12 protein-coding genes are annotated in these 16,850 nt (G+C 37.9%); 2 read left to right on the top strand and 10 right to left on the bottom strand.

Going from position 1 to position 16,850, the window contains the following annotated elements; all coding sequences use genetic code 11:
• Window positions 1-12 precede the first annotated feature (12 nt).
• Window positions 13-7,125, bottom strand: a complete 7,113-nt coding sequence (locus J7604_RS15780) for a gliding motility-associated C-terminal domain-containing protein (RefSeq protein WP_293897387.1) — start codon at window positions 7,123-7,125, stop codon at window positions 13-15.
• Between the two features lie 332 nt (window positions 7,126-7,457).
• On the opposite strand from J7604_RS15780, the gene msrB reads away from it, so the two are divergent.
• Window positions 7,458-7,856, top strand: a complete 399-nt coding sequence (msrB, locus tag J7604_RS15775; protein WP_367113575.1) for a peptide-methionine (R)-S-oxide reductase MsrB — start codon at window positions 7,458-7,460, stop codon at window positions 7,854-7,856.
• 123 nt (window positions 7,857-7,979) lie between these two features.
• Here msrB and dnaJ read toward each other — a convergent pair whose 3' ends face one another.
• The 6 genes from dnaJ to J7604_RS15745 form a co-directional block, all read right to left on the bottom strand.
• A complete protein-coding gene (gene dnaJ, locus J7604_RS15770) occupies window positions 7,980-9,122 on the bottom strand; it encodes a molecular chaperone DnaJ (RefSeq protein ID WP_293897383.1) in 1,143 nt (380 codons plus the stop codon).
• Window positions 9,123-9,125: 3 nt separating this feature from the next.
• Window positions 9,126-9,689, bottom strand: coding sequence for a nucleotide exchange factor GrpE (locus J7604_RS15765; RefSeq protein ID WP_293897381.1), 564 nt, complete (start codon window positions 9,687-9,689; stop codon window positions 9,126-9,128).
• A gap of 122 nt (window positions 9,690-9,811) precedes the next feature.
• A complete protein-coding gene (gene obgE / locus J7604_RS15760; protein WP_293897379.1) occupies window positions 9,812-10,801 on the bottom strand; it encodes a GTPase ObgE in 990 nt (329 codons plus the stop codon).
• Between the two features lie 48 nt (window positions 10,802-10,849).
• Window positions 10,850-11,428 (bottom strand): adenylate kinase, encoded by a 579-nt coding sequence (locus J7604_RS15755; RefSeq protein WP_293897377.1) that lies wholly within the window; start codon window positions 11,426-11,428, stop codon window positions 10,850-10,852.
• 49 nt (window positions 11,429-11,477) lie between these two features.
• Window positions 11,478-12,005, bottom strand: a complete 528-nt coding sequence (hpt, locus tag J7604_RS15750; RefSeq protein WP_293897375.1) for a hypoxanthine phosphoribosyltransferase — start codon at window positions 12,003-12,005, stop codon at window positions 11,478-11,480.
• 110 nt (window positions 12,006-12,115) lie between these two features.
• The gene (locus J7604_RS15745) at window positions 12,116-13,033 is read right to left on the bottom strand and encodes an aminopeptidase (protein WP_293897373.1); all 918 of its coding nucleotides are present in this window, start codon (window positions 13,031-13,033) and stop codon (window positions 12,116-12,118) included.
• Window positions 13,034-13,213: 180 nt separating this feature from the next.
• On the opposite strand from J7604_RS15745, the gene J7604_RS15740 reads away from it, so the two are divergent.
• Window positions 13,214-14,407: a hypothetical protein gene (locus J7604_RS15740; RefSeq protein ID WP_293897371.1), complete on the top strand. Its 1,194-nt coding sequence runs from the start codon at window positions 13,214-13,216 to the stop codon at window positions 14,405-14,407.
• Between the two features lie 49 nt (window positions 14,408-14,456).
• Here J7604_RS15740 and J7604_RS15735 read toward each other — a convergent pair whose 3' ends face one another.
• The 3 genes from J7604_RS15735 to J7604_RS15725 form a co-directional block, all read right to left on the bottom strand.
• The gene (locus J7604_RS15735) at window positions 14,457-14,930 is read right to left on the bottom strand and encodes an Lrp/AsnC family transcriptional regulator (RefSeq protein WP_028981240.1); all 474 of its coding nucleotides are present in this window, start codon (window positions 14,928-14,930) and stop codon (window positions 14,457-14,459) included.
• Window positions 14,931-15,091: 161 nt separating this feature from the next.
• Window positions 15,092-15,865, bottom strand: a complete 774-nt coding sequence (locus tag J7604_RS15730; RefSeq protein ID WP_293897368.1) for a formyl transferase — start codon at window positions 15,863-15,865, stop codon at window positions 15,092-15,094.
• Entirely contained in the window at window positions 15,862-16,848 is a 987-nt protein-coding gene (locus tag J7604_RS15725) for a polysaccharide deacetylase (RefSeq protein WP_293897366.1), read from the bottom strand. The genes J7604_RS15730 and J7604_RS15725 overlap by 4 nt, the downstream gene beginning before the upstream one ends.
• Between the last annotated feature and the right edge of the window lie 2 nt (window positions 16,849-16,850).

Below are 16,850 nucleotides of genomic sequence, written 5' to 3'. Positions count from 1 at the left end.
ATTATTTTTTAATTACTCGCTTCTGTTATTATTACTTATAATATGCAGCCAGCCTTTGTATTCGTCCTTAGCGCAACCTGTCTTCAGATAATAGTAATACATACCATCACTAATATTCGCTGCATTCCAACTATTATCATAGCTTGAGTTTTTGTAAACTCTTTCACCCCAACGGTTATAAACTTCAAGTTTAGCACCAGGCAGAATGTCATAGTTGTTTACATCCCTTATGATGTATGTTTCATTTTTACCATCATGGTTAGGCGTCATAAGGTTTGGAATAACCAGCTCCTGGTGATCAAAGATCTCTACAGAATCTATTGCTGGCAATTCAGCCCAACAATTGTTAGTATCTACCACAGTAACCAGGAAGTAGTTTCTGCCAACCACTTCGGCTGTAAACCTCTTCGTTAATGGATTAGTGTGATCCACCGTTACATAACTTGTATCAGGAATACTTGAGTTTGGAGTTAACCATACATAAGCATTAGGAACACCTTTAACTACTGTTGCAGTTGCATCAAATTCTACTTTAGAGCAAAGCGTATCCTGAGGAATATCAAGTGTTACGACAGGAAGGTCGTGAACTGTCAGATACATTGAATCTACAACAGGCTTACATATTCCGTTATCAGCGATCAGATACCATTTTTGCTTTTCAGCAGGTGATTTAGTATTCACATTCGAAACCAATCTTGTAGTATCGAACAATAATGGAGCATTTGAATTTTCAGGAATCCATTTCCAATCTACATTTATTGGTTTTACTCTTCCCATAACCAATGCCAGGTCGTTATTCTTACAATAAATATATTCATCGCCCTTAACACCACCTGCATCCACTTTAGGATCAATTACATTTACAGGTACTGAATCAGTCGGTGAAGGCAAACATGCTTCAACAAACAGGTTTACATAGTAATAAGTCGTATCCTTTGGATTTTTAGGTAAAGCATAAGGAGTTCCGTGACCGATCAAACTATCCTTAAGATCTTTGTCCTTCATATACCAGTTAATAACAGCATCCGGATTATAAATGGTATCAACGCTCAGCTCAATCACTCCAGCATATGCGCTACAAATTGAAGTATCTGAAACAATTGCATCTATCAGATCATCTTTAGGATCTTTGTTTACTTTAACATTTACAGATTTACACTCAGATATTCCGCAAACATTTTTCAGAGCTATGTAATATGTAGTTGTTGTATCAGGAGGAGCTACAGGAGCAGGGTTACCAGATGTTACAGAATCAAGTCCGCATCCGTTTTTATACCATATAGGTATTACTTTTGGGTCAGTGCCTAGAGTTGCGGATAACTCAATATTCCTGGTATCAGTATTACAGATAACGGATCTGTCAACACTTGCTGAAAGAGGTCCTTCCGGAACATCAATAACAGTAATCTTTATTGCATCTGTTGCCTTACAATTTTTAGAATCAGTAACAGTAGCAGTATAATCAGTTGTTACTGTCGGACTAACAGTAGGGTTAAAATCATCCTGATTTGGCACAGGTGCTGGACTTGCTGTCCAGACTAAAGATACATAAGGCTTATTTCCCTTAGTAATATTGGTAGACAATATTGCTGACGTCCCTTTACAGATGGTGTCATTAACTGTAGTAGAGATTACAAGAACAGGATTTTCGTTTACATCAATCTGAACAGATTGTGTATCTGCAGAACATCCTTTAGTATCAGTTACTATTAAAGTATAGATTGTAGTATCCGCAGGACTCACTGTTGGGCTTTCTCCGGAAGGATTCGGACCTGGAGTTGCTGTCCAATTATAAGTAACTGCACCGTTTCCTCCCGTCACAAAAGTTTTTAATACTGTAGAAGAACCTTCACATATTTCATTAGCATCAGGAGTCAAAGTTAAAACTGGAAGAGTATTAACCTTAATATTAACTTCGCTTGGGGTTAAATCTTCGCAATTACTTTGCTGATTCACTAAATACACTTTTATCACGCCATCTGCCGCTCCCGCTGCAACACTTACTGTAATGCTGTTTGTATTATCACCAGAGGTAATTGTAAACCCAGCAGGAACAGACCACTTATAGTCAACTCCGCTTACAGCAGGGACTGAATAAATATGATCTTTGGTATCTTCACATACTTCAGCACTTCCTGTTATTCCAGGAGTTACTGGTCTTGGATTTACTTTTACTGCAAATTCACTTGGGGATAAATCCTCGCACTTAGTTGTAGAATTTATCAGATATACTTTAATTATTCCATCCGAAGCTCCCTCGGCAACACTTACTGTGATGCTATTTGTATTATCGCCTGCTGTAATTGTAAATCCTGCAGGGACAGTCCATTTATATTCCACACCTGTCTCTGAAGGTATAGTGTATATATGTCCACTGCTATTTTCACAAACTTCATCATCACCATCAACTGTTGGTGTTTCAGGCCTTGGTTGTACATCAAGTGTTATAGTGCTAGGTGAAAGATCGGAGCAAGCTGTTGCAGAAGATCCGGTAGATGCATAAACTGTGATATCTCCAGACGCTGTTGCTTCCGGGCCAATATTAACAGTTATCTCGTTGGTCCCCTGGCCAGAAACAATTGTTACTCCAGCAGGGACATTCCAGTTGTAAGTTAAGCCAGCTGTTGCAGTGACACTATATTTTAATCCAGGTGTATTTTCGCATGGAGCGTCATTTCCAACGATTCCCGGAGTTTCTGGTCTTGGATTTACATTAAGTGTAATTTTGCTTGGAGATAAATCCTCACAAGTAGTTGAGGTAGTAGTCGCAAAAACTGTGATATCTCCTGAAGCTGTAGCAGAAGTTCCTATATCAACAGTTATTTCATTTGTTCCTTGACCTGATATAATTGTTACACCAGTTGGTACTACCCAGGTATAAGTTGTACCTGCTGTTGACGGGACACTATATTTTAACCCTGGACTATTTTCGCAAGGATTAGCTTCTCCTACAATACCTGGGGTCTCAGGTCTTGGTTTCACATCAAGGGTAAACTTGCTTGGGCTCAAGTCTTCACAAGTAGTACTTGTTGTTTTCGCTGCAACAGTTATATCACCTGAGGCCGTCGATGCGGATCCTATATTGACAGTTATTTCATTTGTTCCCTGGCCGGAAACTATAGTTACACCTGCTGGTACATTCCATATATAAGTTGTGCCGGCCGTTGATGGAACACTATATTTTAAGCCAGGAGTATTTTCGCAAGGAGTAGAATTTCCTACTATACCAGGGGTTTCTGGTCTTGGCTTTACATCAAGAGTAATTTTGCTTGGAGATAAATCCTCACAAGTTGTACTTGTTGTTTTAGCAGTTACTGTTATTTCTCCTGAAGCTGTTGCTGCAGATCCTATATTGACTGTAATCTCATTAGTACCTTGACCTGTAACAATAGTTACACCTCCTGGTACATTCCATGTATAAGTTGTACCGGCTGTTGATGGAACACTATATTTTAAGCCAGGAGTATTTTCGCAAGGGGTAGAATTTCCAACTATACCAGGAGTTTCTGGTCTTGGCTTTACATCAAGAGTAATTTTGCTTGGAGATAAATCTTCACAAGTTGTACTTGTTGTTTTAGCAGTTACTGTTATTTCTCCTGAAGCTGTTGCCGCAGATCCTATATTGACTGTAATCTCATTAGTACCTTGACCTGTAACAATAGTTACGCCCGCAGGAACAGTCCAGGTATATGTCGTTCCTGCTGTTGCAGTTACACTGTATTTTAACCCTGGTGTATTTTCACATGGAGCATCATTTCCAACGATTCCAGGAGTTTCTGGCCTTGGTTTTACGTCAAGCGTAATTTTACTTGGAGATAAATCTTCACATGTTGTACTGTTAGTTTTAGCAGTAACTGTAATATCTCCTGAAGCGGCTGTAGCAGATCCTATGTTTACTGTAATTTCATTAGTACCTTGACCAGAAACAATAGTTACGCCGGTAGGTACAGTCCAAGTGTAAGTTGTACCAGCTGTTGCAGGGACACTATATTTTAAACCTGGTGTGTTTTCGCAAGGGGTGGCATTTCCAACAATTCCCGGAGTTTCAGGGCGAGGTTTCACATCAAGTGTAATTTCGCTTGGTGTTAAATCCTCACAAGTTGTACTGCTGGTTTTAGCAGTAACAGTAATTTTCCCAGAAGTGGTTGCTGCTGCACCAATATTAACAGTGATTTCATTTGTGCCCTGGCCAGAAACCAATGTCACTCCTGTCGGAACAGTCCAGGTATATGTCGTTCCTGCAGTCGAAGGAATGCTATATTTAACTCCTGTTGAATTCTCACATGGGCTTATATTTCCAACGATTCCTGGAGTTTCAGGTCTTTGGTTAACTGTAATTACTCTACTATGAATACCTTCACAAGCCCCAGCTAGCTCTTTAACGGAAAGTGTTCCTCCCGTTGCTCCTACATTAATTGTAATGCTATTTCCTGTAGATGAGCCGACTATAGTTAATCCATCAGTAACTGTCCAGCTATAAGTATTACCTGAAACGTTTGGTGTAGAGAATGTTACATTTTGGGTATTATCACAAAATGCATAAGCACTTCCTGTAATATCTGGCTTTGGCTCTACGCATAGTGCTATACATGAAGTAAATTCAGAAGTATTATGCGCTGCAGTTGTCCCATTCACTGAAACAATAGCTGTATAGTCTTTATTTGTTTTACCTGCTGCTGGCACAAATGCCTGAGGTGAAAGTCCTGATTGTACTAAGGTTTTACCCTGTACTTTATCAGGATCTAAACCACAATTGTGACATTCATCAATTTCATATATTTCAATGTAGGAAGTTGTTGTCGGACCCGTAACTTTGAAGTTTGTAGGAGTTCCTGAAAATGTCGGTTTTGCATAATTATTATTACCTCCATTTGATAGAACAATACCTCTTAAAGCATTACAAGAGAAAGAATTATGATGAATTGAGTTATTGATTGAAGTAGCTCCATCTACAACGACTCCATTGCCGCCGTTGTTTGCAATTGTGTTAGACTCACCAGCATTAACTCCACCTATGATGTTATTGGTGCTTCCGCCAGATGTTCCCGTACTTTGCTTCAACTCAATACCATCTCCACCGTTTGCTAAAGCCAGTCCGTCTTTTTCAACCCCAATTTTATTATTGAATATTTTTACTCTGTCCCCATCTTCCATGTGAATACCATCTGTAGTATTACCTGCAATAATATTTCCCTGTCCTGCGACTGTTCCACCAATGGTAATATATTGTGCACCCTCTGTAACAAGGATACCATTGTTTCTATTAGCCATGGCAGTTTTACCAGTTTTATCAGTACCAATATAATTTGATCTGATGATATTTGAAGTAGTCTCTGAATTATTAGCGACTCCGGCACCAAAGCCTTGCCCTCTGAAAGTTACCCCATCTCTATTACCTGAAATGACGTTAAACTCTACAACGTTATTATTACTTCCGTGCTGAATACCGATTCCTGCACCCTCATCATCTAATGCTCTTGTACCATTGCCTAATGCAACACTTCCATCATTTCCTAGGTAATTTCCTTTAATTGAGTTGTTTCTAGCCTGATTGCTATTATCATTATTGCTAAAATCTGACTGAAGGAAAATACCCCATGAGTTGTTTCCAACAATATTTCCTTTTCCCGCTGGATCTGCTATTGAAGCCGCATCTCCGATTTTACAATCGTGAGCACCTAACAGTGATATACCATCCTGACGGTTTCCAATCTCCTCATTGTTCGGACCCACTCCCACTCTGTTGTTATAAACAAATATATTGCTTACTGATCCTCCATTTAGCTGGATACCATGACCTCTATAGCCCTTTCCATTATTAGGATATATACCAAAACCATTACCTCCGATTACGTTACCTTCGGCAGCTGTATTTCCACCTATAGTTACATTTGAAGAACTTGTTTCCAGCTTTATACCTGCATAAAAGTTTCCAAGAGAATTACTTGTTCCAGTAGATGTTCCTGTTTCATTTGTACCAACATAGTTACCTGAAATTTTAGAAGATGTAACTTCTGAAAAATAAATACCAGTCTGTAATGTTGCATCATATCCTGTAGGACAAGCATTAAAATTACAAGGCTCACCGCAATAATCAGGTCCACAAGGTCTGCTATCAATTGCACCTCCGTTTCCGGAAATTATATTTCTATCTGCAACTGTTGATCCACCAATCGTTACGTTGTTAGATCTGTCAACCCTGATACCAGCTGCTTTATTACCAATTGCTTTTGTGCCTCCAATGTCGGTACCAATGTGATTGCCTACAATTTTCAGTCCTGCTGTATTAGTAGCCCAGATACCATTACCAACGTTACCTGATATTACGTTACCACTGATCACTATCGGGTTTGCTACAGTTGACGATCCATCAATATAAATACCTTGTTGTCTGTAAGGCTGATTTGTTCCATTTCCAAGTAAATTTGAACCGGTTGCATCTGTACCTATAAAATTTGAGGTAATTTTAACTCCGTGAGAACCTGGTCTAATATTGATTGCACCATAAAAATTGCCATCTCCCACCGACATACAACCTGATATTACATTGCTCGTAATATTTGTATTAGATGCATTTGCATCAAGAAATATACCATTTGTTTTTATTGTAGTTCCGGCAATTGAGGTACCGGCAAGGTTAGTTCCTATGAAATTTTTATCTAGAGTAGATCCTGTTGAATTGTTTACTCTTATACCTACAACAAAATTTTGAATTGCCAGACCTCTGATTGTTACATTATTCGCTCCATCAATATTAAAACCATTTCCATTCTGACCATTGCCTCTGAAAATTCCTATCAGGGGTGCTCCACCGTAACCAGCCATAGGTGCAATAGTCGCATCTATAATTAAACCACCAGCGTTACCATTATTATTGATCGTAGGTAAATCTGAATTTACCGTGATTACTGTTAATGCAGGCAGTTTAAATACAATCTGATGCGGAGTTCCTCCGTTCGCTGTATTATTGGCGAGACGAATACATTTTCTCAGAGTATTTGTTCCGGCATTATAGTTTTGGAAATCATCTCCATCTCCAGCATTATCCACCTCAAATACAGTTCCAGCCATAGAACCTGTAATTGCGACAGTCAGGAACAGGAGAAAAAGTATAACTTTTTTCATATTAGATAGGTTAAAGTTAATTCAAATGGGATTTTTTAGTTGTAAAATATGACTATTCTTATTTAATCATTTATACCAGTCAGAAATATACAAATTTTTATTGGAAAGTTCTACTATTTTAGACGGACCAAACCAAAAAAGACATGCTTTTGTTAAAATCATCGGCTTTTTTATTCTCGTTCACAATTCAAACCTAAGCATTTATGGGTGGTTGATCTTGCACAGATCGCTCTATTAATATGAAAAACCTTGTTTTGGTAACCATCGTACTTCGTCTATTTACCGCATGCTCTCACACAGGTCAATTTCCGAAGTTCCAGAATTTCAATCAAATAGATACCGTTACGAAGTCAAATGAGGAATGGAAAAGACAGTTAACACCTGAACAGTACACTGTTACACGTGAACAAGGTACAGAACCACCATTTAATAATAAGTATGATAAAAATAAAGAAAAAGGTATTTACAAATGTATCTGTTGCGGAAATAGCCTTTTTAGCTCATACCAAAAATTTGATTCAGGAACTGGATGGCCAAGTTTCTGGCAACCAATTGACAAAACCCATGTAAAATATCTGGAAGATGGTGATAGAGTAGAAGTCAGATGCAACCGCTGTGATGCTCACCTCGGACATGTATTTGATGATGGACCGAAACCAACAGGTTTGAGGTATTGTATGAACTCTGCTTCTTTGGATTTTGTAAAGAGGAAGAAAAATGCGAAAAGCTAAAGGCTGAAAGCTTAAAGAAAAGAGCCATTACTTCTGACTTAATAAACAAAAAAGGTTGAACTTGACCATTTGGACAATTTCAACCTTTTTAACTTTATGCATTCAGCTTTCCGCTTTTAGCTTCTAAAAAAACTCTTTCATTTTCTCAAAGAACCCTTTATCATGCTTGCCAGGATTAGGCTTGAAGCTTTCTGAATCTTTTAGAGATGTTAGGATATTTTTTTCTTCTTTAGATAAAGTCTGTGGTGTCCAGACATTTACATAAATAAGCTGATCTCCTTTAGAATATCCGTTCACTTCGCGTAATCCTTTTTCTTTCAATCTTAATATCTTACCGCTCTGTGTTCCCGCATCTATTTTAATCTTCACTTTACCTTCAATTGTCGGCACTTCTATCGACGTTCCCAAAACAGCATCTATGAAGCTGATATACAACTCATAAATAATATTTTGCCCGTCCCTCTTCAGTAGCTCGTCTTCAACCTCTTCAATCAATATAAGTAGATCACCAGGTATTCCTCCACGATTTGGAGCATTCCCTTTTCCTGACATGCTTAATTGCATTCCTTCTGCAACACCTGCCGGTACTTTTATGTTGATCACTTCTTCCTTCAGCACTCTTCCTTCCCCTTCGCATGTCGGACATTTTTGAGAGATCGTTGTTCCTTCTCCATGACAAGCATGACAGGTCGACGTACTCACCATTTGCCCGAGCATGGTATTTACTACCTTTCTCGTCTGGCCTGTTCCTTGACAAACAGGGCAATTCTGCAGTGCCGCGCCATTTTTGGATCCATTTCCGCCACAATCATCACAAGCTACGTAGCGCTTTACTTTTATTTTCTTTTCGGCACCCTGTGCAATTTCCTGAAGGGTAAGCTTAAGCTTTATTCTGAGATTACTTCCTCTACGCTGCGCACGTCCACCTCTACCACCGCCTCCGCCGAAGAAACTTTCGAAAGGACTTCCGCCCCCGAAAATATCTCCGAATTGAGAGAAGATATCGTCCATATTCATGCCACCGCCACCGCCAAAGCCGCCGCCAACTCCCTGATGACCAAACTGGTCATACCTTTGCTTTTTCTCAGGGCTGCTTAATACCTCATATGCTTCTGCAGCTTCCTTGAATTTTTCTTCAGCGGAAGGATCATCAGGATTTTTGTCAGGATGGTACTTAATTGCGATTTTTCTGTAAGCCTTCTTTATCTCTTCAGCACTTGAAGATTTAGAAACACCAAGAATTTCGTAGTAATCTCTTTTAGCCATTTTTTATGCTCCGATAACAACTTTTGCAAAACGAATCACCTTTTCATTTAGATAATATCCGTTTTCTACAACGTCAACAATTTTGCCCTTAAGGTCAGGTGTGGGAGCGGGAATCTGAGTAATAGCTTCATGAATTTCACTATTAAACTCTTTTCCCCTTTGATCTTCCATTACTTTAAGACCTTTTTGCTCAAGGGTTTTATATATTTTATTATGAATAAGGGAAACTCCTTCTTTGATCGCAGAAACTTCAGTAGCTTTTTCCATTGACACAGATGCTCTTTCAAAATCATCCAATATAGGTAGTAAGCTTACAAGAACATCCTCCCCCGCAGTTTTCAAAAGCTCAACACGTTCTTTTGAGGTTCTTCTTCTGAAATTGTCAAACTCGGAATATAGTCTCAAGTATTTATCTTTCAATTCCTCGTTTTCCTTTTTCAAGTTTTCAACCTCATTTGCCCCCTGAGAAGTTCCTTCAGTATTTTCTTTTCCTTCTGAAGTTACAGTCTCCTGATCCGCATTTTCTGCTTGAAAATCTTTTTGTTCGTTCTTTTCTTCCGGTATCATTACTTATATCGCTAGGTTTTCTATTATAAACTATATTTCCCTCTATGGAAAAATGACAAATATGACTTGGCAAGTGAAGATTCAATTATTTTGCCAAAAGAATTTTCACTGACAAGATGACATTAATCATTTAATGTACGCCATATCAGGTCCTTCAACTGCATCAGACCAAAGCCTGTGTAGGATGAAAACATGACGAAAGGAACATCAGGAAGCTCCTTTTCTATCAGATTTTGGAGTTCCTCATCAAGCAGATCCGTTTTGGAAATTCCCAAAATCCTTTTTTTATCAAGTAATTCCGGGTTAAATTCTTTCAATTCGTTCAAAAGAATATTGTAATCTGCTTTTATGTCCTTACTATCTGAAGGAACAAGAAAAAGTAAAATAGAATTTCTTTCAATGTGTCTTAAAAAACGCAGTCCCAGACCTTTCCCTTCGGACGCACCTTCGATAATTCCTGGTATGTCTGCCATAACAAATGACTTGTCATCTCTATAGCTTACCACTCCAAGATTGGGAGTCAATGTAGTGAAAGGATAATCTGCGATTTCCGGTTTAGCAGCAGAAACTTTTGACAAAAGTGTAGATTTTCCAGCATTAGGAAAACCGACAAGGCCAACGTCTGCCAGGAGTTTTAGCTCAAGAATCACCCATTGTTCAATACTTGGTTCACCAGGCTGTGCTGTTCTCGGTGCCTGATTAGTCGGCGTTTTGAAATGTTCATTGCCCAATCCTCCTCTTCCGCCCGGAACGAGTATTACTTCCTGGCCATCCTCGCTGATTTCCACCATGAATTCATCGGTTTCAGCATCTCTGGCGACTGTACCAAGAGGAACGTCAAGTATGATATCTTCCCCACTTGCACCAGTGCGTCTTCCGCCTTCACCCTTCTGACCAGGCTCTGCAATGACATGTTTTCTGTATTTTAGATGGAGTAATGTCCAAAGCTGAGCATTTCCCCTAAGGATAATGTGACCTCCATGGCCGCCGTTTCCACCATCTGGCCCACCCATCTCAACATATTTTTCATGTCTGAAATGAACAGCACCAGCACCACCTGCCCCCGATCTGCAGCAGATTTTTACGTAATCAATAAAATTTGAAGAAGCCAAATGAAATAGCTTTAAGAATATAAAGTAAAGAGGAAATTCCTCTTTTAATTACTGTTTTACCAAATCCAATATCTTGGAAATATCTTTGAACACTTGTTCAATAGAATTCATTCCATCTACCTCTTTGTAAATACCTTTTTTGCGGTAATAATCTGCAACTGGAGCTGTTTCTTCTTGATAAACAACGATTCTTTTGCTGATTACTACTGGATCTTTATCATCAGCCCTGTTAGATGTCTGGCCTCTGAGCACAGCTCTTTTGGTAAGCTCATCTTTTTCAACAGTAAGTCCGATCACAGCATCAATCGTGATTCCATTTTCAACACAAAGGTGGTCTAGAGCGCCAGCCTGAGGAACAGTTCTTGGAAATCCGTCGAAAATGAAGCCTTTTGCCGATTTGTTGCTTTTTATTTTGTTGTTGATCATCCCGATAACTACCTCATCAGGAACAAGCAAACCATCATTAATAAGTTTCTGAGCGCTTTTACCTAATTCAGTACCTTCTTTCATTTCTGCTCTTAACAAATCGCCTGTAGAAAGATGAATCAAACCATACTTTTCAATGATATTCTGGCTTTGAGTGCCTTTACCTGCGTAAGGAGGTCCAAATAGAATGATGTTCAACATAGTTTCGTTTTCTTTTTGAGGGGCTAAAATTAATGATTTAAATCTTTATTCAGTCGGCTAAAGCATAAATATCCTTTAAATTTCTTCCATAGCCATTGTAATCCAGGCCGTAACCCAATACAAATTTATCAGGAATCTCGAATCCTTTAAAATCAATCTTTAAATCCGTTTTATGTTTAGATACCTTGTCAAGTAAAGTTAAAATTGAAATAGAAGCAGGATTTTGTTTCCTCATTTCTTCACAAACAGCCTGCATTGTCAGGCCAGTATCAAAAATATCATCTACGAGGACCAAATGCTGACCTTTGATATTTTCCTTAAGACCGATCAGCTTTTGTACACTTCCTGTAGTTTCCGTACCTGCATAGGAGGCAGTTTTTATAAAAGTTATTCTGGCAGGAATGGAAATTTCCTTGAACAAATCTGAAGCGAACATAAATGCTCCGTTTAAAATGGCAACAAAAAGAGGGTCTTTTCCTTCCAATTTGTATGAAAGGTCGTTTGCCAATTCATGAATTCTCTGTTGAATTTTTTCCTTAGGGATAAAAATTTCAAATTCCTTATCTAATATTTTCATTGGCCCTGGCCAAAAGCTATAACTTTAAAATCTCAATTATCCTAAAGGTACAAAAATTTCCACACGCCATTTAGTGATAAATGATACATAAGGAAACCTTTCCCGGTAGTTTAGAGATTTCCCATTAAAAATTTATACATTTCAATCATAGAGGTGATGTCCTCTTTATGAACCTTTTCATCCGGTGAATGGACATTATCTTCTGCAGCACCGATGAATACCCAATCGAAAGGGTATGGCGATACCTGCAATTCTTTTCCATCACTTCCTCCGTATGCTTCCACTTCCAGCTGAAATGGTATTCCGGATGTTTTAGCCAGATTTATTATCTTATTTAAAAAACTCCTTCGGGGAATACTTCTGTCACGCATGGAAATAACTACACCCAGTCCATGCCTCACACCTTCTGTAATCCAGGTAATATCAGAAATCAGTGCCTGACGAACTTTGTAGTTTTCGTAAATATATTTCGCAAGTACTGAGACAGATCCTCCTCCATGTTCTTCCCAGCATGAAAATGCTATTATACCATTTTCAAGCGTTTCTGCGAGCTTCAAGGCATTGAAAACACCAAGCCTGTTGTCCAGATAGCATGATTGAACATAGTGTTGATCCTCTCTGAAATTACAATCAAATACTAGCTCAGTGCCTCGTTCTATCTGTCGCGAAAATTTATAGGTTATTTCTTCCTCTTTACTTACTTCCATTTCGCAAAGAATCTCTCCGTGACTGTCACTGCCCCTAAGTTTATATCCTGATTTCTGTTCCGGACCACCAATAGGAACAAGTTGATGACCATACCTCACAGTAAAGCCTATTGAATCCATATGCGCAAATACAGCTGCAACGGGTTTTCCAAAGACTAATAAAAAACTATCCTGAAACTCATTTCCTTCTATAATCAAAGGTTTAACTTTCCAGCTGTTCTGATTAGACTTGATATATTTGATAAGAAATTCCTTCATTGCAATCTCATTTCCAGAGGGTGCATGAACAGCGCATAGTTCTTTAAGTAAATTAAAATCCATAAAAAGAATTGAATGAGTCTAAATATATACCAAAAAATGGCACGTTTGATGAATAGTTATTGTTTCAGTAAAAATATTCATAATTTAAAGCGTTAAATTGCATGCCTTCCTCGTTTAAATGAGGGATTGGTTAAATCCTTATAAGTCATTTTGTAAAATATTTGAAGGGACCTTTTGATAATGCGTAAAGCACTTTTATTCTTTTTATTTATAATTTCCTTTACGGGAACTGGGCTCATAGCTCAGCCAAAGCAGAATTCAAATATGCTATTGTCTGACGAAGTACTGCAACTTGAAGCAACAGATGCAGTGAATGCCATGTACAATTTCAAGTTTGATTTTGCTGAAAAAAAATTCAGGGAATTTAAAGAGAAATGGCCTTGGCACCCTATGCCTTATTTTCTTATGGGATTAAGCACCTGGTGGAAAATAATGCCGAATATTGATAATGAAAGTTATGATGCAACATTTGAGGCATATATGGATTCTTCAATAACAGTTGCCAAAGAGCTTTTCGAACAAAATGAAGAGAATTACGAAGCTGCCTTCTTTCTATCCGGTGCTTATGGGTTTAAAGGCAGGCTTTATGGAGAAAGAAAAAAATACAGTAAAGCTGCTTTTGCAGGAAAAGAAGCTCTCTATTACCTAAGCAAATACTCTGACAACAATACTCTTACTGCCGAATTCTTATTCGGTAAAGCACTTTTCAACTACTACGAAGTATGGATTAAAGAAGAGTATCCGCTACTGCGCCCTATTCTGGCATTTTTCCCAGACGGAAATAAAGAACTAGGAATGAAGCAACTCAAAGAAGTTTCATACAACGCTTTTTATACAAGGATTGAGGCCCAGTATTTCTTAATGAGAATACATTACCTGGAAGAAGAAAACTATGCCAAAGCATTTCCTATTGCCAGGTACCTGTCAACAACTTTCCCTGACAATCCTTATTTTCAAAGAATGTATGCAATGCTGGCTTTCGTAAACGGCCAGCGAAATGAAGCCGAAGTTGCGTCACAATCAATTCTTGATAAGCTCGATCAACAATATCCAGGCTATGAAGAAAGGGCTGGGAGATATGCTGCTTATTTTCTAGGATATATAAACAAATACAACTACAGAGATAACAAAAAGGCTAAAGATTATTTTCAGAAGATGCTTGTCTTTTCTGAGAAAACAAACCTTACAGACTCCTATTACTATCTCAGTTCGCTGTCCAATTTAGCACAGATAGCTCATGAAGAAAAGGACTATGAAACCGCAAAGAGGTATTATAAAACACTAATGAAACGGGCTGAAAAGAAAGATCCTCTATATAAAGAAGCGAAAGAATATCTAGACCCTCCAAAGAAGAAAGACAAAAAGAAAAAATAAATTTTACAAACACGCATTCACACAATGCGTGTTTTTTATTTTCAAGCATTTAAAGAATAGGCATTACTTTAGAATCCTTGTATGTAGAGAGAATTACCATTGACTGCATATTCCCTATTTCTTCTATATCTACAAGCTTTTCTAAAATCAACTCCTGGTAACTGGATATATTATGGGTCAATACCTTTAACAGAAAATCTCCCGAACCAGTAATATGATGGCACTCAATAACTTCAGGGATTTTATTTATTTTATCAACAAAAGATTTGATCTGATTTTTTTTATGGCTGGAAAGGGAAATGAGAATAAATATACCTACTCCAAGTCCAAGTTTTTCAGTATCTACCTGGGCATGATAACTTTTAATCAGTCCTGCATTCTCTAATTTTCTAACCCTCTCCAAAGTGGGTGCAGGGGAAAGTCCGATTTCCTGAGCAAGCTGAGAATTGGTAATTTTGGCATTCGCCTGCAGCTTCTCTAGTATCTGCCTGTCAATTGGATCCAGTTTAGAAATATTTTGCATATTGAATATCAGCTGAAGTTAAACCGGGATTAAGCTTTAAAAATTTTATCATTGTTAGTCATTTCATTAAAATTTATAATAAAGTAATTGAGTATGATGATTAACAAGATTTTTTAACGGTTAATGATTATTTTGAGTTAAAGCTAAAACTTTTCTTAAAACTATTTAACTTTTTTTGTTTTCCAATAATAAAAGTATTCAATGAATGTCGGGTGGTACCATAATGCAGATTTGTCTGACGTTGCCTGAATAATTTTTAAATTACCTTCAAAAAATTTTTGTATTGAGCTCTGTAAAAGATTAATTCCTTGAACAAACTGCAAATATGGATAGGTTGCAAAGTTATCGTCCTTTTCAACCTTAACTTTGCCTTGAACCAGAATACTTCCCGTATCGATCCCTGAATCTACAAAATGTACAGTAGTGCCACAGTTCTCCAAATCGTTATTGACAAGTGCCCAATATGCACCATGAACGCCCCTGTACGCAGGTGTAATCCCGGCATGAATATTCATTATTTTCCCCTGAAAGGTCTTGACAAATTCCTTTGACAAAATCCTGGTTCCATTGATAATAATGAGGTCCGGTGCTTTGTCTTTTATCCGGTCAATTGACTTATTATCGTTCGCCGACCCAATCTTTTCCACTATCCCAGGAGGAATTGGTTCTGATGACATACCTGCTTTATAAAGTATCGCTTTAATTCTTGCATCAGATTTTCTCTTTAAAAAAGGATAAACTCCAACCTGAAAAACAAGCTGACCCAATACTTTAAACAATCCTAATTTTCGGATTCTGCCTTTGATCAATTTTCCTTTGGATACAGGCTCTTCAATGATCACTTCAATGTTGGAATATGACTCTTTCAAAGCATGATAAATCATATTAGTGAAGTCGCAATCAACCGCGAGCAATATGATCTTTTGTTCCATCATATTTGCTTATCCTTGTTTAAAACATATGTAGCCAACTCTGTCATGCTTGCTGATGCCATTCCAAACTGTTTGTTCAGATATATATACCAATCGAGCAGCTCTTCCAGTTGTTCCATGTTCTGATTTGTAGATTTTCCAAAATTGTGAGGATGCCACCACAGGTGATAAATTTCATTTGCTACTGCAGCCTTATACATTTCTGATTTTATCCTTTTTATTTTCAAACTTTCCAGAAAGAAGAGCTTAGAAGAATATGGTCTGAGGAATCTGCTTGAAGCAATATTTACAGGCACTTCCGGATTGATTTGCTTTAATGAAGTGGAGGATTTTTTTATTAAAGGGAAATATGTATCCAGCATTCTTACAATTCTTTTGAACATTGTATTTTCTCGCTGACTCTTTGCGTCATAATAGTACGATGAAGGGTTACCTCGATAAGCTATAATACCATTATTTGCAAGTACTTTTAGATATTTCTTATTCACTTGATTTCTCGGGAACACAATCGATTTAACTTTAGCCCCCAATCCTTCTGCAGCATGGACAGCAGCTTTGATATCTGTTTCAAATGCTCTTTCTTCCTTATTTGTTTCCTGGCAATAGTAATGGGAAAATGTATGTGTTTCTATGTCCTGATGCTTCTTTGTTTGAATGAGACGTATCAATGATTTCCCATAGTGGAATGGATCACTTTGTTCGTCTTCACCAAGATCCGCCAACTGGTTATAGTTAGACAACTTCGTATTCTGGTATTCTGGCTTTACTTGAGGAAAGGAATTTAACAGATCTTTCTTATTATCATAAAACAGAAAACCAACAGTAGCCCAGGATACATGAACTTCTTTTCTTTCAAAAAGATCAAGCATTAATGGAATAGCCTTACGAGCTCCTAAAATATTTTCACCATAATCTGCCTTCGTGCGATGATCTTTAACACCCCATAGTAATTCAAAATCCAACGATATGACAAAGTAACCAGGCATAA

This window comes from Sporocytophaga sp., assembly GCF_017745095.1.
In the GTDB taxonomy this organism is placed as follows: Bacteria; Bacteroidota; Bacteroidia; order Cytophagales; family Cytophagaceae; genus Sporocytophaga.
The sequence above is the reverse complement of the archived record's forward strand: the minus strand, read 5'-3'. Positions and strand labels throughout refer to the sequence as shown.

Bases quoted from the DNA above. Each gene is read 5' to 3' on its own strand.
- J7604_RS15735 (WP_028981240.1), bottom strand. From the start codon at position 14,930: ATGCAAAATATTTCTAAACTGGATCCAATTGACAGGCAGATACTAGAG.
- hpt (WP_293897375.1), bottom strand. From the start codon at position 12,005: ATGAAAATATTAGATAAGGAATTTGAAATTTTTATCCCTAAGGAAAAA.
- dnaJ (WP_293897383.1), bottom strand. From the start codon at position 9,122: ATGGCTAAAAGAGATTACTACGAAATTCTTGGTGTTTCTAAATCTTCA.
- J7604_RS15755 (WP_293897377.1), bottom strand. From the start codon at position 11,428: ATGTTGAACATCATTCTATTTGGACCTCCTTACGCAGGTAAAGGCACT.
- J7604_RS15730 (WP_293897368.1), bottom strand. From the start codon at position 15,865: ATGATGGAACAAAAGATCATATTGCTCGCGGTTGATTGCGACTTCACT.
- J7604_RS15725 (WP_293897366.1), bottom strand. From the start codon at position 16,848: ATGCCTGGTTACTTTGTCATATCGTTGGATTTTGAATTACTATGGGGT.
- J7604_RS15745 (WP_293897373.1), bottom strand. From the start codon at position 13,033: ATGGATTTTAATTTACTTAAAGAACTATGCGCTGTTCATGCACCCTCT.
- J7604_RS15780 (WP_293897387.1), bottom strand. From the start codon at position 7,125: ATGAAAAAAGTTATACTTTTTCTCCTGTTCCTGACTGTCGCAATTACA.
- J7604_RS15740 (WP_293897371.1), top strand. From the start codon at position 13,214: ATGCGTAAAGCACTTTTATTCTTTTTATTTATAATTTCCTTTACGGGA.
- J7604_RS15765 (WP_293897381.1), bottom strand. From the start codon at position 9,689: ATGATACCGGAAGAAAAGAACGAACAAAAAGATTTTCAAGCAGAAAAT.